This window comes from Kosakonia sp. ML.JS2a (assembly GCF_025642095.1).
GTDB lineage: Bacteria > Pseudomonadota > Gammaproteobacteria > Enterobacterales > Enterobacteriaceae.
Genome location: NZ_CP106754.1, coordinates 5,180,742 through 5,201,314, shown reverse-complemented (window position 1 = coordinate 5,201,314; position 20,573 = coordinate 5,180,742). Strand labels below are relative to the sequence as shown.

Below are 20,573 nucleotides of genomic sequence, written 5' to 3'. Positions count from 1 at the left end.
TGCTTGGAAAGCAACTCTTACTACGCGACAGCAAACATCACGTACAGACCCAGACCCACAGCGATCATTGGGATAGCATCCACCAGACCCATAACGATAAAGAACTGAGTACGCAGCAGAGGAATCAGATCAGGTTGACGCGCTGCGCCTTCCAGGAATTTGCCCCCGAGGATGCCGATACCGATCGCAGCACCGATTGCCGCCAGACCCATCATCACAGCGGCAGCCATGTACAGCAGATCCATATTCAGGTTTTCCATGACAGTCTCCAGTTTGTTTCAGTTAAAACGTAGTAGTGTTGTTAAAAATCAATGCTCTTCAGATGCCATCGACAGATAGACAATCGTCAGAACCATGAAAATAAAGGCTTGCAGCGTAATGATCAGGATGTGGAAAATGGCCCACGGCACATTCAGAATCCACTGTGACCACCACGGCAGAAGACCCGCGATCAGAATGAAAATCAACTCACCCGCGTACATGTTGCCGAACAGTCGCAGACCGAGAGAAACCGGTTTGGACAGCAGGCTCACGCCCTCAAGGATAAGGTTTACCGGAATAAATACCGGATGGTTGAACGGCTGGAGAGTCAGCTCTTTAGCGAAACCGCCAATACCCTTCATTTTGATGCTGTAGAACAGAATCAGGATAAATACGCCCAGCGCCATAGACAGCGTGATGTTGACGTCTGCAGACGGCACCACACGCAGCGCAGGCAGCCCCAGAACTTTCTCACCGATAAGCGGGAGAAAATCGATAGGCAACAAATCCATCAGGTTCATCAGGAATACCCAGACGAAAATCGTCAGGGCCAACGGAGCGATAAGTTTGCTTTTGCCGTGGTACATGTCTTTGACGCTACCATGGACAAAACCAATCACCAGCTCAATTGCAGTCTGGAATTTTCCCGGGACGCCGCTGGTGGCTTTTTTCGCTACGCTACGGAACATCATCAGGAACAACAGACCCAGTACCACCGAGAAAAACATGGAGTCGATATTGAGCGTCCAGAAGGTGGCCGGGGGGTTATGCGGATCCACCAGCGAGAACGTACGCAGATCGATCTGAAGGTTATTCAGATGGTGACCTATGTACTCCTGCGGTGTTGAGATTTCTCCTGCAGACATGATGCCTCTTACCCTTTGTTGTTAATTACAGCGGGTGCCAGTATCTGAACTACCAGCACCGAAACCCACGTGACTATCAGCGGCAAAAACGCCACCCTGAATACCGCCAGCGCCACCACCAGCAACACGAATGTCACCAACACCTTGATTGCTTCGCCGAGGGCGAAGGTCCAGGCCACTCGGCCTTTAGCAGGTGTAAGCGCCTGATGACGCCAGGCAAAAATCATAAACAACATATTTGGCAATAAGACTGCCATACCGCCGCACACGGCGGAAATGCCCCAGAAGGGGTCTTTGAGGCTAAACAGCAATCCACTTGCCATTACTGCCAGAAACTGAATAAGCAGAAGCTTGCGTGCAATGTTTTGACTAAAGAGCGACACAGACATCACGTTTCTTCACTCCTGCTCCCTTTGAGGTATGCCGCGTGTCGTATAAAACGTTCTTTAAGGCCCGGAGTCAAGCAGCAAAAAGCGGTCAAATTATACGGTTCGGCCTCGTGATTTCAAACAATAAGTAGCGAAAAGGTGAATAAATGTTTAAATAATTTTCCCGACGGCTATTTTTCAACTTTTGGCGAAACTGTGAACCTTCGGGCAAAACTGCAAATAACGCGAAAAACCTGCTACCAAAGCGTGCACTCGGTCACAAAACAAACATTTATGCGTCTGCCATATTAATCATGCCGGTAAATTGCCACTTTTCATCTTTCTGATATTTAAGATGAATTATCACAACTCTTTTTAAAACAGCCGCAAATATAACAAAAACGTTTCATTGACATTTATAATAATTATTTAACATCTGTTTTTGATTATCCGCGCCGACTTTTAGCGCGCTGATATTTTCGCAGTTGACTATTATCCCTGTGAATAATAAAACTGACGTTAAAAGTCGGATAAATCCTGGTAAATGTCAGGTTAAATGTAACTGAACGTATCACCGCTTTTTATGCCGATTTTTAACATCCACAGAACAGCACGAATTCTACATTTTTTGATAAAAATTAAACTTTATTTGCCTTAACAACCACCAGATGCCGTTCGCCTTCAAGGTGCGGAACATGCAGTTTCTCAATACTTTCCACCGCAAATTCAGCAGGCAACAGAGTAATCTCGTCTTCTGGCACCAGGCCTTTCAGCGCGTAAAAACGCCCCTGCTCGCCAGGCAAATGCCGACACCAGCTCACCATGTCATTCAGCGAAGCGAAAGCCCGGCTGATCACCCCATCAAACGGCGGTTCCGCCGGGAAGTCTTCCACACGACTCTGTACCGGCGCGATATTCTCAAGATGCAGTTCATGCTGGACCTGACGCAAAAAGCGCACGCGCTTGCCCAGGCTATCAAGCAACGTGAAATGCGATTCAGGGCGGACGATGGAGAGAGGAATACCGGGTAAACCAGGGCCGGTGCCAACATCGATAAAACGCGTACCCTGCAGATAAGGCGCCACCACGATACTGTCGAGGATATGGCGGATCAGCATCTCGTTAGGATCGCGTACCGACGTCAGGTTGTAGGCTTTGTTCCATTTGTGCAGCAGGTTGACGTAACCCACCAGTTGTTGCTGCTGGTGATCGGACAACGAAATGCCCGCTTCATCCAGCAGACGAGAGAGTTTGTTAAGCACGGTTGATACCCTGGGATTGCTATGCCCGGTAAACCGGGCATACGACTAAGATTATGCGCTACGGCGCAGCATACCTTGTTTTTTCAGCCATACCAGCAGAATGGAGATGGCTGCGGGGGTGATCCCGGAGATGCGTGACGCCTGACCGATGGAAGACGGTTTATGATCGTTGAGTTTGGCGATCACTTCGTTAGACAAACCGTTCACCTGACGATAATCCAGCGAGGCAGGCAGTAAGGTGTTCTCATTGCGCTGCTGTTTCTCGATTTCATCCTGCTGACGCGCGATGTATCCCTCGTATTTCACCTGGATTTCCACCTGCTCAGCGGCTTGCGGATCGTCCAGACCCGGCGCAAATGGCGTCAGTTGCACCAGCTGCTGGTAGGTCATTTCAGGGCGACGCAGCAGATCTTCACCGCTGGCTTCGCGAGACAATGGCGCAGTCAGCAGCGTATTGACTGCCGGCGCATGTTCAGAAGCTGGCGATACCCATTGTGATTTCAGGCGTTGACGCTCACGTTCAATGCTTTCCAGTTTCTCATTGAAGCGCGCCCAACGCTCATCGTCCACCAGGCCAAGTTCACGACCGGCTTCCGTCAAACGTAAATCTGCGTTGTCTTCACGCAGCATCAGGCGGTATTCCGCACGAGAGGTAAACATGCGGTACGGCTCTTTGGTACCCAGTGTGCAGAGATCGTCCACCAATACGCCGAGGTAAGCCTGATCGCGGCGTGGCGCCCAGCCCTCTTTGTCAGCAGAGGCGCGCGCGGCGTTCAGACCGGCCAACAGCCCCTGCGCCGCGGCTTCTTCGTAACCGGTCGTGCCGTTGATCTGGCCAGCAAAGAACAGACCGTGAATAAATTTGCTTTCCAGGGTCGGTTTCAGGTCACGCGGATCGAAGAAATCGTACTCAATGGCGTAGCCAGGACGGACGATTTTGGCGTTTTCCATCCCTTGCATTGAACGGACAATCTGCATTTGCACATCGAACGGCAAGCTGGTGGAAATGCCGTTCGGATAAATTTCGTTAGATGTCAGTCCTTCCGGTTCAAGGAAGATCTGATGCTGGTTGCGATCGGCAAAGCGCATCACTTTGTCTTCGATCGACGGGCAGTAACGTGGACCGATCCCTTCGATCACGCCGGCATACATGGGGCTGCGATCGAGGTTATTGCGGATCACGTCGTGGGTTTTTTCATTGGTGTGCGTAACGTAGCACGGCACCTGCCGCGGGTGCTGAGCAGCATTCCCCATAAACGAGAAGACCGGCATCGGGTTATCGCCATGCTGCTGCGCCAGTACGCTGAAATCGATAGTGCGCGCATCGATACGCGGCGGCGTACCGGTTTTCAGACGGCTTACGCGTAACGGCAGTTCACGCAAACGGCGTGACAGGGGAATGGACGGCGGATCGCCTGCACGGCCACCGCTGTAGTTATCCAGACCAATATGGATCTTACCGTCAAGGAATGTCCCTACGGTCAGCACAACTGCTTTGGCGCGGAATTTCAGCCCCATCTGGGTGACGGCGCCCACCACACGATCATTTTCAACGATCAGATCCTCAACCGCCTGCTGGAAGATCATCAGGTTCGGCTGGTTTTCTAACGCGGTACGCACAGCCTGCCGGTAAAGCACGCGATCCGCTTGTGCGCGGGTTGCGCGGACAGCCGGGCCTTTGCTGGCGTTTAGTATCCTAAACTGAATGCCTGCCTGATCGATCGCTTTCGCCATCAGTCCGCCCAGGGCATCCACTTCTTTAACCAGGTGTCCTTTCCCAATACCGCCGATCGCCGGGTTGCAGCTCATCTGCCCCAGCGTGTCGATATTGTGTGTCAAAAGCAGGGTCTGTTGACCCATACGCGCTGCTGCCATTGCGGCCTCAGTGCCTGCATGACCCCCGCCAATGATAATGACGTCAAAAGGATCCGGATAAAACATGGTGGTATGCCTCGCCTGAGCGGTTAGAAATTGGGTTGAAGCCCGGGTCGTGGATTCTACTCAACTTTAGTCCAGTGAGAAAGATCCGGATCCCGGGTATTAAAAAGAAGATCTTTTATGTAGAGAGATCTGTTCTATTGTGATCTCTTATTAGGATCGCAGTCGCTTGTGGATAAGCCGGATCATTACTTTAAGATCAATTTATTAGGCTGGATCATTAGCTGTGAATGATCGGTGATCCTGGACCGTATAAGCTGGGATCAGAATGCGATGTTATACACAACTCAAAAAGTGAACTAACGTTATTCTTTGGATAACTACCGGTTAATAAGACCTTTTAAGCAGAGTTATCCACATCTGATCGCACGATCTTTAATCGTTATTGAGTAAATTTTTCCAGGATCCCAGCCATTCTTCTGCGGGATCCTCCGGAATATCGTGATCAAGAATGTTGATCTTCAGCGTTTCGCCGATCTGTCTGGCGCCGTTTGCCTTTAAAGACGCTTCCAGTTTTTCGATCGCCTGACAGAAGGTGTCATATTCACGGCTGCCAATACCGATCGCACCAAAGCGAACCCCGGAGAGATCCGGTTTCTGTTCGTTCAAATCATCCAAAAACGGCTGCAGGTTTTCAGGAAGATCGCCCGCACCGTGGGTTGAACTGACCACCAGCCAGATACCCTGCGGCGCAAGATCCTCTAATAGCGGGCCATGTAACGTCTCAGTGCTAAAACCTGCGTCTTCCAGCTTTTCCGCCAGATGTTCCGCAACGTATTCCGCACCGCCAAGCGTGCTGCCGCTAATAAGCGTGATGTCTGCCATGAAGCCCCGCTCCGTTTTATTCGCCATCCGGCGACAAATAGAGGTGCATTGTACGCTGTGAACGGGCTGGGATCTACCTGTGGACAATACGGGTATTACTCAGGGATGAAAACGCCCGGTTAAGGGCGGATGGTACGCATGATCGGGTTTTGCAGGGAGATCAACGTTTCAGTGGACTGAATTTCATCGATTGTTTGGATCTTGTTGATAAGTACTTGCTGGAGGGCATCGATAGATCGGCACATTACCTTAATAAAGATACTGTAGTGACCGGTGGTGTAATACGCCTCGGTCACTTCTTCCAGGCTTTCGAGTTTCGCCAGTGCGGAAGGGTAATCTTTTGCGCTCTTCAGAATGATGCCAATAAAGCAGCACACATCGTAACCCAGTTGCTTCGGGCTAACGTCAATGCGCGCACCGGTGATGATTCCGGACTGCTTCATCTTCTCTACGCGAACATGAATGGTGCCGGGGCTGACGCCAAATTGTTTAGCCAGTTCGGCGTAAGCAGTACGCGCATTCGCCATTAAGGCGTCGAGGATGCCGCGGTCCAGATTGTCGATCTGATAATTTTCCATAGGATTTTCTTATGAGGAATAGTGATTCTTTCCATTTTAACCTGTGATTTTATCGATTCAAAAGCACTGATGGCTTTTTAATTGATGATTATTGAGTTGCGATGTCGTTTTGTTGCTTAATTAAAAGCAACAGGACACAGGAGTTAAATAATGAAAACCGCTTACATCGCTAAACAACGCCAGATCGCCTTCGTGAAATCCTTTTTTTCCCGCCAGCTTGAAGAAAAACTGGGCCTGATTGAAGTACAGGCGCCGATCCTCAGCCGCGTTGGGGATGGCACCCAGGATAATCTGTCCGGCAGCGAGAAAGCGGTGCAGGTCAATGTGAAGACATTGCCGGAGGCCCGCTTTGAAGTGGTGCACTCTCTGGCGAAATGGAAACGCCAGACGCTGGGCCAGCACGACTTCAGCGCCGGAGAGGGGCTATACACGCATATGAAAGCCCTGCGTCCGGATGAAGACCGCCTTTCGCCAATCCACTCTGTTTATGTGGATCAGTGGGACTGGGAGCGCGTGCTGGGCGACGGTGAGCGTCATACCGCGACCTTAAAAGAGACTGTCGGGGCGATCTGGGCCGGGATCAAAGCCACGGAAGCAGAAGTAAGCGAACGATTTGGTCTGGCGCCATTCCTGCCTGAACAGATCCATTTTGTACACAGTGAAACGCTGCTCAGCCGCTTCCCGGATCTGGACGCCAAAGGTCGTGAAAGAGCCATTGCCAAAGAGCTGGGCGCGGTATTCCTGATGGGCATCGGTGGTAAGCTGAGCGACGGTAAACGCCACGACGTTCGCGCGCCGGATTATGATGACTGGAGTACCTTGGCCGACGGGGGCTTCAGCGGCCTGAACGGCGATATTCTGGTCTGGAACCCGGTACTGGAAGATGCGCTGGAACTCTCGTCAATGGGGATTCGCGTTGATGCGGATGCGTTAACGCGCCAGCTGAAACTGACGGGTGATGAAGACCGGCTACAGCTGGAGTGGCACCAGGCGCTGTTGCGCGGAGAGATGCCGCAAACCATTGGCGGCGGCATTGGTCAATCGCGCCTGACCATGCTGTTGCTGCAGTTGCCGCACATTGGCCAGGTTCAGTGCGGTGTGTGGCCCGCACAAGTCCGCGAACAGGTTTCCGGTCTGCTTTAACGCCGCCAGCGCCGCAGCAGGCGGCTACGCATCCCGGTATCGAAGCGCCAGATATGATCGAAGATGCGCATGATGCCGGGTTTGCCATGCACGGACATCGCCACCGCATGAAAGCGATGCTGATGAACGTGTTGCAGTTCCTTCACTTTATTTACCACATCGTCCGGCAAACGCTGGGCGATAAAGTCAGAAATCACCACCGCATCGGCGTCATACCATTCGCCGCCCTGCATGCGTTCAACGATGGCGCGAAAACAGCTCGCCAGATCGGTTCCGCCGCGAAAACGCTGACTGAGAAAACGGATCGCCTGCTCCAGGCCTTCCGCGCTCGTCAGTTCGTAGCGCACCACTTCACTGGAGAAAAGCATAATGTAGCAGCGGCGCTTATCCGCCAGCGCGACACGCATTAACGCCAGGCAAAATGCCTTTGCACACTGTTCGTTAAACCCGCCCATTGACCCTGAGGTATCGACACAGACGATAAAGGGTCCGCGCGGTTGTTCATCGAATTCCTGATGAATAACCGGTCGTTCGGTCACTTTTTCCCGCCATGCATCGCCGTGCAGCCGGTAGGTGAGTAACTGCTTTTCCACCAGCCGACGATAAAACTCATATTCCAGCTCAGTGATCCCCAGCGTGGCCAGTTCGGGCGGCAACAGCCGCAAAATATCATCGCTCTGATGCAGCCCGTCGACTTGCTCCGGTACCGTTGCCGGTTCACGCACCAGCGTACGGAATGTCTCCATTGGCGCATCTTTACGGGGGACGGATTTTGCTTCACGCGAGCGACCAAGCTGTTCAGCCAGATGCTGAAGTTCCGGCTGCTGATTGAGAAACTCACCATATTTAATGATTAACTGATAATCGCCGCGTTTAAGCTGCCCCGCACTCATATCCCATAACCGGCCTGCCGCATTTTCGTTTTCAATCAGCACAGGCTCCAACTGACCGCTCAGGGTCATGCGTTCCTGGACTTCACTGAGCAGCCGATCGCGCTCCTCATCCAGCAGTTGCTGATTAAAGGTGGTGGTCTGCACCACAAGACTCAGGCGCCAGCGCTGTAAAAACAGCGTATGCAGCGCGGGTGTAAAGATGGCGTTATCCGCTACCATCTGTCTGGCCTGGGCGGCATACGGCGAATGAAGCTTATCCAGTAACGTGAGGATTTGCGGCAACTGAACAATGAACTGCGGTGTCGACAGGAGCTGGTTTTGTTGGTAACTCAGTACCTCTTCCGCCAGTTCTGCCGGAACCTCAGTCTCTTTAAGGTGTTTTCTCAGCGCTTCGCGCCAGCGGGGAACATCGTCAGTAATGGCCTGTTTCAGTCGGGGAAATTTTTCAAAAAACAACGCCAGTTGCGGAGAAGCCAGCAGGGCGACGATGAGTTCTTCAATCATCGCCTCCTCGCTGACGGTCATCATGACATTGAGTGTATCCAGTGTTAGCATTGACGCGCCTGTTGGATCTGCGCTCTGACGTCCTGCAAGCTGGCTTCAATGCGACCTAACCAGTCGCTGGCGATAAACAGGCATTTCTGCTGTTCGCTAAAACGGGTGTGTTGCTGGTGCCAGGCGTTATCCAGCGCTTCAAGCTGTTGTTTGATCTCTTCCGGAACGTTTTCCGGCGTGGCGCCCGGCAGCGCGAGTCGCGATCCCTGCAGGCTGACGTCGCGGATCAGCAGATGCAGACTGGTGTCCACTTCCAGATCAAGTGGTTGCGCAAAACCAATGCCATTGAGCTTACCGCGGATCTCCCCGCCTTTTGTTAGCCATTGCGCCAGCGCATTGCGTTCAATGGTGACATGAATAACCTGCATATCGTGCAGTTTCAGCGGTTTTTGCAGTAACAAGGTCAGTACCGGGTCGTCCAGATCTTCCGGCAAGTCATAATGCGGTCGGCGGCTGAACATGCCGCCCTGACGGCTGACTTTGAGCGCTGTTTTATCGCTTTGCTGTTGCTGAAGCCGCATATTCTGCTGAGCAATGCTGCTCAGTTGCGCCAGCATCGATTGCTGCTGCCATGCGTGGCCGGTCATCAAAACATCTAACTGTTGTTGCAGCAGATTCATACTCTGCGCATCGTGCCACAGGCAGTCTTTCAGCAGGATCAAATCTATCGGGGCAACGGCGTCGCGACCGCTGAAAAAGGCGCTGGATTGCAACAGGCGGATGGCCTTTTTCCAGCGACGATCGGAAACATAAGGTGCGTTTGGTAAAGCATCAAGCTGCTGGCGCAGCGTATAAATCAGCTCAAAGACATTATCCGGCAGTTTGACCAGACCGATCTCGTGCTGCCAGCTGAGGTACTCTTCATCGGTTATCTGTAGCTCTTTCGCCACCGGATTGTCATTTTCATCTTGCTGACTGACCAGCATCGAGCGGAAGTTACCCTTTTCCTGAACCTTGTCCAGCCACAGGCGAATCAGCATACGGTCATACAGCGCTTCGAGGCTGCTGTCTGCTTCCGGCAGTTCGTTAGAGGCCGCCACCAGCAGGCGCATAGGGATTTTCTCTTCGCTGGCGCCGTTGCGAAAACGCCGTTCATTAATGGCGGTCAGCAGGGTGTTGAGAATGGCCGGACCCGCTTTCCATATCTCATCCAGAAAAACAATTTCAGCTTCTGGCAGATAGCCGCTGGTTAAGCGCTCATAGCGCCCTTCATCTTTTAGCGCCTGGATTGAGAGCGGGCCAAACACTTCCTCTGGCGTAGAGAAGCGGGTCATCAGATATTCGAAGGCGCGGGCATGTTTAAAGGCGAATTTCAGACGACGGGCGATCAGACTCTTGGCGATGCCTGGCGGGCCCAGCAGAAACACGCTTTCTCCGCTCAGGGCTGCCAGCAGGCATAGCCGAATGGCGTGGCTACGCTCAAAGAGACCTTTTTCCAGCGCGCTGCTTAAGCGGGAAATTCTTTCAGCTAATAAATGCGAGTGAGCCATAATAGATTTGCGTCCTTTCGCCGTGTTATCCGGCTTCCAAAAGCGAGTATAGACGTTCCTATAGGGGCTTGTAATAGACTGAAGAACGGCTTTATTTTCTTTGCTCCAGATTAACGTGGCCGCATTTAGGGGTACGATTTCGCAAATAATCGTGCATACTGTGCGCTTTTTGTGGGCCAAGGGACTAAGCACACATTTGTCATTTCAACAAAAGATTAGTCTATGAGCACTGATAATAAGCAATCGTTACCCGCGGTAACACTCGCGGCTATTGGGGTTGTCTACGGTGATATTGGCACCAGCCCGCTTTATACGCTTCGTGAATGTTTGTCTGGTCAGTTCGGTTTCGGCGTTGAGCGTGATGCAGTCTTCGGTTTTTTGTCGCTGATTTTTTGGCTACTGGTTTTTGTCGTCTCCATTAAATATCTGACGTTCGTCATGCGGGCGGATAACGCCGGTGAGGGCGGGATCCTGACGCTGATGTCGCTCGCGGGGCGCAATACGTCCGCCAGAATGACCTCCGTGCTGGTGATTATGGGGCTCATTGGCGGCAGCTTTTTCTATGGTGAAGTGGTCATCACCCCCGCTATCTCTGTTATGTCGGCTATTGAAGGGCTGGAAATTGTCGCGCCATCGCTCGACACATGGATTGTTCCGCTCTCTATCGTCGTTTTAACTTTACTGTTTGCTATCCAAAAACACGGCACCGGGCTGGTGGGGAAGCTGTTTGCACCTATCATGCTGGCGTGGTTTTTGATTCTGGCGGTGCTGGGCGCGCGTGGGATTTTGTCTAATCCGGAAGTGTTGCAGGCGCTGAACCCAGTATGGGCGGTCAATTTCTTCGTTCAGTACAAAGCGATCTCGTTTGTTGCGCTGGGTGCGGTGGTGCTTTCCATTACCGGGGTTGAAGCGCTGTATGCGGATATGGGGCACTTCGGCAAACTACCGATTCGCGTGGCGTGGTTTATTGTGGTGCTGCCCTCTCTGGTGCTGAACTACTTTGGCCAGGGCGCATTGCTGCTGAAAACGCCGGAAGCGATCAAAAACCCGTTCTTTTTACTGGCGCCGGAATGGGCGCTTATTCCCATGCTGATCATCGCCACCCTGGCGACGGTTATTGCCTCGCAAGCCGTGATTTCAGGTGTCTTCTCACTGACCCGTCAGGCCGTGCGTTTGGGCTATCTGGCACCAATGCGCATTATCCATACCTCGGAAATGGAGTCCGGGCAGATCTATATCCCGTTCATTAACTGGTTGCTCTACTTTGCGGTGGTGCTGGTGATCGTCAGCTTTGAGCACTCCAGCAACCTGGCGGCGGCGTATGGTATTGCCGTAACCGGGACTATGGTGCTGACATCGATCCTTTCCACCACGGTGGCGCGTAATAACTGGCACTGGAATAAGCTCTTTGTTGCGCTGATCCTGACCTTGTTCCTGTGTATTGATGTGCCGCTGTTCTCGGCAAACCTCGATAAGATTGTTTCCGGCGGTTGGTTGCCGTTAAGCCTGGGTCTGGTGATGTTCCTGGTGATGACCACCTGGAAGAGCGAACGTTTCCGTTTGCTGCGTCGTATGCATGAACACGGCAACTCTCTGGAAGCGATGATTGCATCGCTGGAAAAATCGCCGCCGGTTCGCGTGCCTGGCACCGCGGTGTATATGTCCCGTGCGCTGAATGTTATTCCGTTCGCTATGCTGCATAACCTGAAGCATAACAAGGTGCTGCATGAGCGTGTCATCCTGCTGACGCTGCGTACTGAAGATGCGCCTTATGTGCATAACGTTCGTCGCGTGCAGATAGAACAGCTCTCGCCGACCTTCTGGCGTGTTGTGGCCAGCTATGGCTGGCGCGAAACGCCGAACGTGGAGGAAGTGTTCCACCGTTGCGGGCTTGAAGGCCTGAATTGCCGCATGATGGAAACCTCCTTCTTTATGTCGCATGAATCGCTGATCGTCGGTAAACGTCCGTGGTATCTGCGGTTACGTGGCAAACTTTACCTGGTGTTGCAGCGAAATGCGCTGCGCGCACCCGATCAGTTTGAGATCCCGCCTAACAGGGTGATAGAACTGGGAACCCAGGTCGAAATTTAGTTCTTATTAAGCCCCTCACAATGAGGGGTTTTTGTTATTAATTGCTGTAAATTTTGCTTAAGCAAGAAAAGCTGTTTTTTTCATCATTCCCACAAGCGAAACGTTTCGATATCGATCACACTTCTGTAATACCGGGATGGTTTTCTGAGCATTCTTAGTACTAAACTGCGTTCAGCGAAACGTTTCGCTAGTGGAGCATAAAATATGAAAAAAGGTCGTGTACTGAACGCTGACATTTCGTCGGTCATCTCTCGTCTTGGTCATACTGATACGCTGGTGGTGTGTGATGCCGGGTTGCCGGTGCCACGTAGCACACAACGTGTGGATATGGCGTTAACACAGGGCGTTCCTTCCTTCATGCAAGTGCTGGAAGTGGTGACAACGGAAATGCAGGTTGAGGCCGCTATCTTAGCGTCGGAAATTAAACAACATAATCCGCAGCTCCACGAAACGTTGCTCAACCATATTGAGCAACTGCAACAACACCAGGGAAATACCATAGCCGTGCAGTACGTTACGCACGAGCAGTTCAAAAAACACACCGCGGACAGTCATGCGGTTATTCGCAGCGGGGAGTGTTCCCCGTTTGCGAATATCATTCTCTGTGCTGGCGTCACATTCTGAGGCCCTCATGGACGCGTTATTGCAACTCAAGGGAATCGATAAAGCATTCCCTGGCGTAAAAGCCCTCTCCGGCGCGGCGCTGAATGTTTACCCCGGTCGCGTGATGGCACTGGTCGGGGAAAACGGCGCCGGTAAATCCACAATGATGAAAGTACTGACCGGTATCTACACGCGAGATGCGGGTTCGTTGCTTTGGCTGGGGAAAGAGACCACCTTCACCGGTCCTAAATCATCCCAGGAAGCGGGCATTGGCATCATTCACCAGGAACTGAACCTGATCCCGCAGTTGACCATTGCCGAGAACATCTTCCTTGGCCGTGAGTTTGTGAACCGCTTTGGCAAAATCGACTGGAAAAAGATGTTTGCCGACGCCGACAAACTGCTGGCGAAGCTGAATCTGCGTTTTAAAAGCGACCGCCTGGTTGGCGAGTTATCTATCGGCGATCAGCAAATGGTCGAAATCGCCAAAGTGATGAGCTACGAATCGCAGGTCATCATTATGGATGAACCGACCGATGCCCTGACCGACACCGAAACCGAATCGCTGTTTCGCGTGATCCGCGAACTGAAAGCGCAAGGACGCGGCATTGTTTATATCTCCCACCGTATGAAAGAGATCTTCGAGATTTGCGATGACGTGACGGTTTTCCGTGACGGGCAATTTATTGCCGAGCGCGAAGTTGCAACGCTGACCGAAGATACGCTGATCGAAATGATGGTCGGCCGTAAGCTGGAAGATCAGTACCCGCGTCTGGATAAAGCGCCGGGTGAAGTGCGTCTCACCGTCGATAATTTGTGTGGCTCGGGGGTGGAAAACGTCAGCTTTACCCTGCGGAAAGGTGAAATTCTTGGGGTGGCCGGGTTGATGGGTGCCGGTCGCACTGAGCTGATGAAAGTGCTGTATGGCGCACTGCCGCGCACCAGCGGCTATGTGACACTCGATGGTCACGAAGTGATCACCCGCAGCCCGCAGGATGGGCTGGCAAACGGCATTGTGTATATCTCTGAAGATCGTAAGCGTGATGGGCTGGTGCTTGGCATGTCGGTTAAAGAGAACATGTCGCTGACCGCGTTGCGCTACTTCAGCCGCACAGGCGGTACGCTGAAGCATAAAGATGAACAGCAGGCGGTGAGTGATTTTATTCGTCTGTTTAATGTGAAAACGCCCTCGATGGAGCAAGCCATTGGGCTGCTCTCCGGGGGGAATCAGCAAAAAGTGGCGATTGCACGCGGTCTGATGACCCGCCCGAAAGTGCTGATCCTCGACGAACCGACCCGTGGTGTGGACGTCGGGGCGAAGAAAGAAATTTATCAGTTAATTAACCAGTTTAAGGCCGATGGCCTGAGCATCATTCTTGTCTCTTCGGAGATGCCGGAAGTTCTGGGAATGAGCGATCGCATTATGGTGATGCATGAAGGGCGTCTCGGCGGTGAATTCACGCGCGAGCAGGCCACTCAGGAAGTATTGATGGCTGCCGCTGTGGGCAAGCTTAATCGTGTGAATCAGGAGTAAAAAAGATGACTACCCAGGCTGTTTCTGGTCGCCGTTATTTCACCAAAGCATGGCTGATGGAACAAAAATCGTTAATTGCCCTGCTGGTGCTGATTGCGATCGTTTCGACCATGAGCCCGAACTTTTTTACCGTCAATAACCTGTTGAATATCCTGCAGCAGACGTCGGTTAACGCCATTATGGCCGTCGGGATGACGCTGGTGATCCTGACATCGGGAATCGACCTGTCCGTGGGTTCTTTGTTGGCGCTAACCGGCGCTGTCGCGGCTTCGCTGGTGAGCATGGAAGTCAATGCGCTGGTGGCCGTTGCTGGTGCGCTGGCACTTGGCGCTGCCGTAGGCGCGCTGACCGGCACCATTGTCGCCAAAGGTCGTGTTCAGGCTTTTATCGCCACGCTGGTGATGATGCTGCTGCTGCGCGGCGTGACGCTGGTTTATACCAACGGCAGCCCGATCAATACCGGCTTTACGGATAATGCCGATGTGTTTGGCTGGTTCGGGATTGGTCGTCCTTTCGGCATCCCAACGCCGGTCTGGCTCATGGCGATTGTCTTTATTGCCGCATGGTATCTGTTGCATCACACCCGTCTGGGTCGTTATATCTATGCTTTAGGCGGTAACGAAGCCGCTACGCGCTTGTCCGGTATCAGCGTAGATAAAGTCAAAGTTATCGTTTACTCGCTGTGCGGCCTGTTGGCCTCTCTGGCGGGCATTATTGAAGTGGCGCGTCTTTCCTCGGCGCAACCTACTGCGGGAGCAGGTTATGAGCTGGATGCTATCGCCGCGGTTGTTTTGGGTGGGACCAGTCTTGCAGGCGGTAAGGGTCGTATCGTCGGGACGTTAATCGGCGCACTGATCCTTGGCTTCCTCAATAATGGATTGAATTTGCTGAGTGTTTCCTCCTATTACCAGATGATCGTTAAAGCAGTGGTGATTCTGCTCGCGGTGCTGGTAGACAACAAAAAGCAGTAATTACCTACACAACAGGACTCATGAAAATGAACATGAAAAAACTGGCCACTCTGGTTTCTGCTGTTGCACTGAGCGCCACCGTAAGTGCGAATGCGATGGCAAAAGACTCTATTGCTCTGGTTATTTCTACGCTGAACAACCCGTTCTTCGTTTCGCTGAAGGAGGGTGCGCAGAAAGAAGCGGACAAATTGGGTTATGACCTGGTGGTTCTGGACTCGCAGAACAACCCGGCTAAAGAGCTGGCTAACGTTCAGGATTTGACCGTACGTGGCACCAAACTGCTGCTGATCAACCCAACAGATTCCGACGCCGTGGGTAACGCCGTGAAGATGGCTAACCAGGCGAAAATCCCGGTGATCACCCTTGACCGTGTGGCATCCAGCGGTGAAGTGGTCAGCCATATAGCTTCCGATAACGTACTGGGCGGCAAAATCGCCGGTGACTATATCGCCAAGAAAGCTGGCGAAGGCGCAAAAGTTATCGAACTGGCAGGCATTGCCGGTACCTCTGCAGCGCGTGAGCGTGGCGAAGGTTTCCAGCAGGCAGTTGCTGCGCATAAATTCAACGTGCTGGCCAGCCAGCCGGCAGACTTTGATCGTACTAAAGGTCTGAACGTCATGCAGAACCTGCTGACCGCGCATCCGGACGTGCAGGCTGTGTTCGCACAGAACGATGAAATGGCGCTGGGTGCACTGCGTGCGCTGCAAACAGCCGGTAAATCCGACGTTATGGTCGTGGGTTTTGACGGTACGCCTGACGGTGTGAAAGCGGTAAATGATGGCAAACTGTCAGCGACTATCGCCCAGTTACCGGAACAGATTGGCGCGAAAGGCGTTGATACTGCTGATAAAGTTCTGAAAGGCGAAAAAGTTTACGCGAAAAACCCGGTTGACCTGAAACTGGTCATCAAGCAGTAATATGGCGTTCTGGCCGCAGCAACACGCTGCGGCTTGTGGGACAACGTAAAAAAAAGAAAAGCATGGCACGCGCCACCTTCACCGGTGGCGCACTTTACGGACAAGCTCATCATGAAAACCGCAGGCAAAGTCGTCGTCCTTGGTAGTATCAATGCCGATCACATTCTTAACCTTGAATCCTTCCCCACGCCAGGCGAAACCGTAACCGGTAGCCACTATCAGGTCGCGTTCGGTGGCAAAGGCGCAAACCAGGCGGTTGCCGCCGGACGCAGCGGTGCGGATATTGCGTTTATTGCCTGTACCGGCGATGACGATACCGGCGCGCGGGTGCGCAAGCAGCTGGAAAGCGACAATATTGATGTTGCGCCAGTGAGCGTTGTTGCCGGTGAGTCTACCGGCGTGGCGTTGATTTTCGTCAATGGCGAAGGTGAGAATGTTATCGGTATTCATGCGGGAGCGAATGCGGCGCTCTCCGTAGAAAGAGTCGATGCGCAACACGCGCTTATCGCGGGTGCTTCCGCGTTGCTGATGCAGTTGGAATCCCCGGTAGAGAGCGTGCTGGCTGCGGCCCGTATTGCTCATCAGCATGATACTCTCGTCGCGCTGAACCCGGCACCGGCGCGTGAGCTCTCTGATGAGCTGCTGGCGCTGGTGGACATCATTACACCGAATGAAACCGAAGCGGAAAAACTCACGGGTATTAACGTTTCCAGCGATGACGATGCCGCTCGCGCCGCGCAGGTACTGCACGGTAAAGGTATTCATACCGTCATTATTACGCTGGGTAGCCGCGGTGTGTGGGCCAGTGTGAAGGGCGAAGGCAAGCGCGTGCCCGGTTTCAAAGTGAAAGCCGTGGATACCATTGCCGCGGGCGATACGTTTAATGGCGCGCTGTTAACCGCATTGCTGGAAGATAAACCGCTGGATGAGGCGATTCGTTTTGCTCACGCTGCGGCAGCCATTGCCGTTACGCGTAAGGGTGCGCAACCGTCCGTGCCATGGCGTAACGAGATTGATGATTTTCTACATCAGCAGGGGTAACGCGTGGCCACGATGAAGGATGTTGCCCGCCTGGCGGGCGTTTCCACCTCTACGGTTTCCCACGTTATCAATAACGATCGCTTTGTCAGTGATGCGATTCGTGAAAAGGTGGACGCGGCGATTAAAACGCTGAACTACGCGCCCTCCGCCCTTGCGCGCAGCCTGAAGATCAATCAGACCCGTACAATTGGCATGCTGATTACCGCCAGTACGAATCCTTTTTATTCAGAACTGGTGCGCGGCGTTGAACGTAGCTGTTTTGAGCGCGGCTATAGCCTGGTGCTGTGTAACACCGAAGGCGATGAACAGCGGATGAATCGCAACCTGGAGACGCTAATGCAAAAGCGCGTTGATGGGTTACTTTTGCTGTGTACCGAAACGCATCAGCCTTCACAAGAGATCATGCACCGTTATCCTTCTATACCAACCGTCATGATGGACTGGGCGCCGTTCGATGGCGACAGCGATCTGATTCAGGATAACTCTTTGTTTGGCGGCGATATGGCGACGCAGTATCTGATTGATAAAGGCTATACGCGTATTGCCTGCATTACCGGGCCGCTGGATAAAACACCGGCGCGTTTGCGTCTCGAAGGGTATCGCGAAGCGATGGTCCGCGCCGGGTTGACCATTCGCGAAGGCGATGAAATTGAAAGTGATTTTGAGTTCGGCGGCGGGTTTGAGGCGATGCAGTCGTTACTGGCGATGAACGCGCGTCCGCAGGCGGTATTTATCGGTAATGATGCGATGGCCGTAGGGGCTTACCAGGCACTGTATCAGGCGGGTCTGAAGATCCCAGAGGATATGGCTATCGTGGGTTATGATGATATTGAGCTGGCGCGCTATATGACACCGCCGCTCACCACCATTCATCAGCCAAAAGATGAACTGGGTGAGCTGGCGATTGATGTGCTGATCCATCGAATGGCAGAACCTGATCTGCAACAGCAACGGTTGCAACTGACGCCAATATTAATGACGCGCGGTTCCGCCTGATTTCCTGTTCCGCTCTTTTATCAGGTTGCGGCCATCTTTCGCTTTCAGCAGCATAAACACCAACGCGGAGACCAGCGTAATCGCTCCCATCGTTATAAACGTATAGTGAAACTGCTCCACCGTATTGGCGCTGTCGAATCCTTCATAAAAACGCAGTACCGCCGCACTGACCGCCACGCCCAGGCTTATCGACAGTTGCTGTGTTACCGCCAGCACGCTATTGCCACTGCTGGCGTTGTCATCTGTTAAATCCGCCAGCGTAATGGTGTTCATGGCCGTGAACTGCGTGGACATCGCCATTCCCAGCACGAACAGCGGCAAAATCAGCATCCATACTGCCATTGACGGCGACTGGAGCGAGAACTGTGCAATCATCAAACCGATAAAAAGCGTGATGCCAACCAGTGTCTTGCGATAACCCAGGCTGCGCAGTATTTGCGTGACGATGGATTTCGCCAGAATCGACCCCAGAGCAGTAGGCGCCATCATACAACCGGCGATCAGCGCCGGATAACCAAAACCAACCTGCAGCATCAACGGCATGAGAAAAGGAACGCAGCCGGTTCCCAGGCGTGATGCAATATTGCCCGCAATGCCGACGGAAAAGGTGCGTGTCGTAAACAGATTCAGTGAAATCAGCGGCGTGGGGTGGCGTTTGGCGTGGCGGACGTAGGCCAGCAGCAACAAAATACCGCTCAGGATGATGGCGAGCGCAATCCAGGTGGCAACCAGCTTTTCGCCAAACAGTTCCATCCCGCTTGAAAAGAGCACCAGGCTTAAGCCAAACAGGAAAAAGCCGCCCATGTCGAAGCTACGTCGCGTGGTGGTGAAGTTGGGCATATATTTGCGTGCGTAAAACAGCCCGGCAAGACCAATCGGGATATTAATCAGGAAGATCCAATGCCAGCTTGCCCACGTCACCAGAATGCCACCCATCACCGGGCCCAGGATCGGTCCGACCAGGCCTGGCATCGTGACAAAATTAAGCACCGGCAATAATTCACTGCGTGGATAGGCGCGCAACAGAGCCAGACGGGCCACTGGCATCATCATTGCTCCGCCGATGCCCTGAATCACACGAAAGATAACCAGCATGGATAATGAGTTGGAGAGCGCGCAGGCCAGAGAGCCAAGCGTGAACAGACTCACGGCCAGCATAAATATCCGCCGCGTACCGAAGCGGTCCGCCAGCCAGCCGCTCATTGGGATGAGCATCGCCACAGTCAGTGTGTAACTGATAATGGCGGACTGCATGGCTAAAGGGGAACGATCAAGGCTGTGCGCGATGGCCGGTAAAGCGGTGTTGAGAATGGTGGCGTCCAGCGCCTGCATAAAAAAAGCCATTGCCGCAATCCACGGCAAGCCTGCCATACTGCGTGCTTTCTTCTCTGTCATGCAATATCCCGTTATTTCGCCGAAGGGGCATAAGGCGTGGTCAGCAATATCTGGCATGCCCGGAATGCGCTTTCACCGTCACTTTCCTGAATGGCATTTACAATTGCCTGATGAAGGTCGAGTTTGACCACTTCGTTTTGCGTTATAGAGGTAAAGTAGGTGTGGTAAATAGAGTGAAAGAGCGAGGAGAACGATATAAGGAAGGGGTTTTCACTCATGGCGTAAATATGTTCATGCCAGGCCATATCCACGTCTATCCAGCGTTCGCGGTTAAAGTTCTTTTTCAGAATCACCATCTCTTCCATTAATGTATTGAGATGTGCTTTTTGTTCCGCGCTGCCCAGTGTTGCCGCCAACAGGCACGCCTGAGGTTCCAGGCTGCTGCGCATCACCAGAAAGTGTTGGATAACGGTTTCAACGTTCTCCTCGCTCATCCACCAGGACAATAATTCCTTATCCAGAAAGTTCCAGTTACCGCGTGGCATGACGCGGGTGCCGATACGCGGACGGGGCAGAACCATTCCTTTTGCTGTTAATGTCTTTACCGCTTCCCTGATGGCGGTGCGGCTTACGCCAAACTGCTCACCCAGCTCCATCTCACCGGGCAGAATAACGCCCGGCGCATATTTGCCTTTCAGGATTTGTCGCGCCAGTTTCTCCGCCAGCACCCATGAGATGTTTTTCTGTGCGGCAAGTTGTTGTGCGTTTAAAGACATTTTCTCACTTCCTTTTTTCTCGTTATCACCTGTTAGTATGCCATTCGATATATGTCAGTGGTGGTAAAAACAGCGAAATCAGCAATTCATGCCGCTTTTTACCGCGCTTTGTTGAAAAAAAACGCGGTTG

General features: G+C 52.7%; 19 protein-coding genes. 8 read left to right on the top strand and 11 right to left on the bottom strand.

The window, feature by feature from the left end; translation table 11 throughout:
• Positions 1–20: 20 nt before the first annotated feature.
• From atpE to asnC, 7 genes are all read right to left on the bottom strand, one after another.
• Positions 21–260: a F0F1 ATP synthase subunit C gene (gene atpE, locus N7922_RS24520; RefSeq protein ID WP_000429386.1), complete on the bottom strand. Its 240-nt coding sequence runs from the start codon at positions 258–260 to the stop codon at positions 21–23.
• A 48-nt stretch (positions 261–308) separates the two neighbouring features.
• Positions 309–1,127 (bottom strand): F0F1 ATP synthase subunit A, encoded by an 819-nt coding sequence (gene atpB, locus N7922_RS24515; protein WP_263098662.1) that lies wholly within the window; start codon positions 1,125–1,127, stop codon positions 309–311.
• Positions 1,128–1,135: 8 nt separating this feature from the next.
• The gene (gene atpI / locus N7922_RS24510; RefSeq protein ID WP_263098661.1) at positions 1,136–1,516 is read right to left on the bottom strand and encodes a F0F1 ATP synthase subunit I; all 381 of its coding nucleotides are present in this window, start codon (positions 1,514–1,516) and stop codon (positions 1,136–1,138) included.
• Positions 1,517–2,133: 617 nt separating this feature from the next.
• Positions 2,134–2,757 (bottom strand): 16S rRNA (guanine(527)-N(7))-methyltransferase RsmG, encoded by a 624-nt coding sequence (rsmG, locus tag N7922_RS24505; protein ID WP_263098660.1) that lies wholly within the window; start codon positions 2,755–2,757, stop codon positions 2,134–2,136.
• Positions 2,758–2,808: 51 nt separating this feature from the next.
• Positions 2,809–4,698, bottom strand: a complete 1,890-nt coding sequence (gene mnmG / locus N7922_RS24500; protein WP_263098659.1) for a tRNA uridine-5-carboxymethylaminomethyl(34) synthesis enzyme MnmG — start codon at positions 4,696–4,698, stop codon at positions 2,809–2,811.
• Between the two features lie 372 nt (positions 4,699–5,070).
• Positions 5,071–5,520, bottom strand: coding sequence for an FMN-binding protein MioC (gene mioC / locus N7922_RS24495; RefSeq protein ID WP_263098658.1), 450 nt, complete (start codon positions 5,518–5,520; stop codon positions 5,071–5,073).
• A 119-nt stretch (positions 5,521–5,639) separates the two neighbouring features.
• The gene (gene asnC, locus N7922_RS24490) at positions 5,640–6,098 is read right to left on the bottom strand and encodes a transcriptional regulator AsnC (protein WP_263098657.1); all 459 of its coding nucleotides are present in this window, start codon (positions 6,096–6,098) and stop codon (positions 5,640–5,642) included.
• Between the two features lie 150 nt (positions 6,099–6,248).
• Between asnC and asnA the strand changes: the two genes are divergently transcribed.
• Positions 6,249–7,241 carry an aspartate--ammonia ligase gene (asnA, locus tag N7922_RS24485; protein WP_263098656.1) on the top strand — a complete coding sequence of 331 codons (993 nt, stop codon included), beginning with the start codon at positions 6,249–6,251 and terminating at the stop codon, positions 7,239–7,241.
• On the opposite strand, the gene viaA is transcribed toward asnA, so the two are convergent.
• Both viaA and ravA read right to left on the bottom strand, forming a co-directional pair.
• On the bottom strand, positions 7,238–8,689 hold the full coding sequence (gene viaA, locus N7922_RS24480) for an ATPase RavA stimulator ViaA (RefSeq protein ID WP_263098655.1): 1,452 nt from the start codon (positions 8,687–8,689) through the stop codon (positions 7,238–7,240). The two genes, asnA and viaA, sit on opposite strands and share 4 nt — an antisense overlap.
• Positions 8,683–10,179, bottom strand: a complete 1,497-nt coding sequence (gene ravA / locus N7922_RS24475; protein ID WP_263098654.1) for an ATPase RavA — start codon at positions 10,177–10,179, stop codon at positions 8,683–8,685. Before ravA ends, viaA begins: the two co-directional genes overlap by 7 nt.
• A 222-nt stretch (positions 10,180–10,401) precedes the next feature.
• Between ravA and kup the strand changes: the two genes are divergently transcribed.
• The 7 genes from kup (at position 10,402) to rbsR (ending at position 18,332) form a co-directional block, all read left to right on the top strand.
• Positions 10,402–12,270, top strand: coding sequence for a low affinity potassium transporter Kup (gene kup, locus N7922_RS24470; protein WP_263098653.1), 1,869 nt, complete (start codon positions 10,402–10,404; stop codon positions 12,268–12,270).
• A 204-nt stretch (positions 12,271–12,474) separates the two neighbouring features.
• Entirely contained in the window at positions 12,475–12,894 is a 420-nt protein-coding gene (gene rbsD, locus N7922_RS24465) for a D-ribose pyranase (protein WP_263098652.1), read from the top strand.
• A gap of 7 nt (positions 12,895–12,901) precedes the next feature.
• Positions 12,902–14,407, top strand: a complete 1,506-nt coding sequence (rbsA, locus tag N7922_RS24460; protein ID WP_263098651.1) for a ribose ABC transporter ATP-binding protein RbsA — start codon at positions 12,902–12,904, stop codon at positions 14,405–14,407.
• A 5-nt stretch (positions 14,408–14,412) separates the two neighbouring features.
• Positions 14,413–15,378 carry a ribose ABC transporter permease gene (rbsC, locus tag N7922_RS24455; RefSeq protein ID WP_263098650.1) on the top strand — a complete coding sequence of 322 codons (966 nt, stop codon included), beginning with the start codon at positions 14,413–14,415 and terminating at the stop codon, positions 15,376–15,378.
• A 26-nt stretch (positions 15,379–15,404) separates the two neighbouring features.
• A complete protein-coding gene (gene rbsB, locus N7922_RS24450; RefSeq protein ID WP_263098649.1) occupies positions 15,405–16,295 on the top strand; it encodes a ribose ABC transporter substrate-binding protein RbsB in 891 nt (296 codons plus the stop codon).
• A 111-nt stretch (positions 16,296–16,406) separates the two neighbouring features.
• Positions 16,407–17,336, top strand: a complete 930-nt coding sequence (gene rbsK / locus N7922_RS24445) for a ribokinase (RefSeq protein ID WP_263098648.1) — start codon at positions 16,407–16,409, stop codon at positions 17,334–17,336.
• Between the two features lie 12 nt (positions 17,337–17,348).
• Positions 17,349–18,332 carry a ribose operon transcriptional repressor RbsR gene (rbsR, locus tag N7922_RS24440; RefSeq protein WP_263101000.1) on the top strand — a complete coding sequence of 328 codons (984 nt, stop codon included), beginning with the start codon at positions 17,349–17,351 and terminating at the stop codon, positions 18,330–18,332.
• Here the strand turns inward: rbsR and mdtD are convergent.
• Both mdtD and N7922_RS24430 read right to left on the bottom strand, forming a co-directional pair.
• Positions 18,309–19,727, bottom strand: a complete 1,419-nt coding sequence (mdtD, locus tag N7922_RS24435) for a multidrug transporter subunit MdtD (RefSeq protein ID WP_263098647.1) — start codon at positions 19,725–19,727, stop codon at positions 18,309–18,311. The two genes, rbsR and mdtD, sit on opposite strands and share 24 nt — an antisense overlap.
• A gap of 11 nt (positions 19,728–19,738) precedes the next feature.
• A complete protein-coding gene (locus N7922_RS24430) occupies positions 19,739–20,443 on the bottom strand; it encodes a FadR/GntR family transcriptional regulator (RefSeq protein WP_263098646.1) in 705 nt (234 codons plus the stop codon).
• Positions 20,444–20,573: the final 130 nt, after the last annotated feature.

Bases quoted from the DNA above. Each gene is read 5' to 3' on its own strand.
- atpE (WP_000429386.1), bottom strand. From the start codon at position 260: ATGGAAAACCTGAATATGGATCTGCTGTACATGGCTGCCGCTGTGATG.
- atpB (WP_263098662.1), bottom strand. From the start codon at position 1,127: ATGTCTGCAGGAGAAATCTCAACACCGCAGGAGTACATAGGTCACCAT.
- atpI (WP_263098661.1), bottom strand. From the start codon at position 1,516: ATGTCTGTGTCGCTCTTTAGTCAAAACATTGCACGCAAGCTTCTGCTT.
- mnmG (WP_263098659.1), bottom strand. From the start codon at position 4,698: ATGTTTTATCCGGATCCTTTTGACGTCATTATCATTGGCGGGGGTCAT.
- mioC (WP_263098658.1), bottom strand. From the start codon at position 5,520: ATGGCAGACATCACGCTTATTAGCGGCAGCACGCTTGGCGGTGCGGAA.
- asnC (WP_263098657.1), bottom strand. From the start codon at position 6,098: ATGGAAAATTATCAGATCGACAATCTGGACCGCGGCATCCTCGACGCC.
- asnA (WP_263098656.1), top strand. From the start codon at position 6,249: ATGAAAACCGCTTACATCGCTAAACAACGCCAGATCGCCTTCGTGAAA.
- viaA (WP_263098655.1), bottom strand. From the start codon at position 8,689: ATGCTAACACTGGATACACTCAATGTCATGATGACCGTCAGCGAGGAG.
- ravA (WP_263098654.1), bottom strand. From the start codon at position 10,179: ATGGCTCACTCGCATTTATTAGCTGAAAGAATTTCCCGCTTAAGCAGC.
- kup (WP_263098653.1), top strand. From the start codon at position 10,402: ATGAGCACTGATAATAAGCAATCGTTACCCGCGGTAACACTCGCGGCT.
- rbsD (WP_263098652.1), top strand. From the start codon at position 12,475: ATGAAAAAAGGTCGTGTACTGAACGCTGACATTTCGTCGGTCATCTCT.
- rbsA (WP_263098651.1), top strand. From the start codon at position 12,902: ATGGACGCGTTATTGCAACTCAAGGGAATCGATAAAGCATTCCCTGGC.
- rbsC (WP_263098650.1), top strand. From the start codon at position 14,413: ATGACTACCCAGGCTGTTTCTGGTCGCCGTTATTTCACCAAAGCATGG.
- rbsB (WP_263098649.1), top strand. From the start codon at position 15,405: ATGAACATGAAAAAACTGGCCACTCTGGTTTCTGCTGTTGCACTGAGC.
- rbsK (WP_263098648.1), top strand. From the start codon at position 16,407: ATGAAAACCGCAGGCAAAGTCGTCGTCCTTGGTAGTATCAATGCCGAT.
- rbsR (WP_263101000.1), top strand. From the start codon at position 17,349: ATGAAGGATGTTGCCCGCCTGGCGGGCGTTTCCACCTCTACGGTTTCC.
- mdtD (WP_263098647.1), bottom strand. From the start codon at position 19,727: ATGACAGAGAAGAAAGCACGCAGTATGGCAGGCTTGCCGTGGATTGCG.
- N7922_RS24430 (WP_263098646.1), bottom strand. From the start codon at position 20,443: ATGTCTTTAAACGCACAACAACTTGCCGCACAGAAAAACATCTCATGG.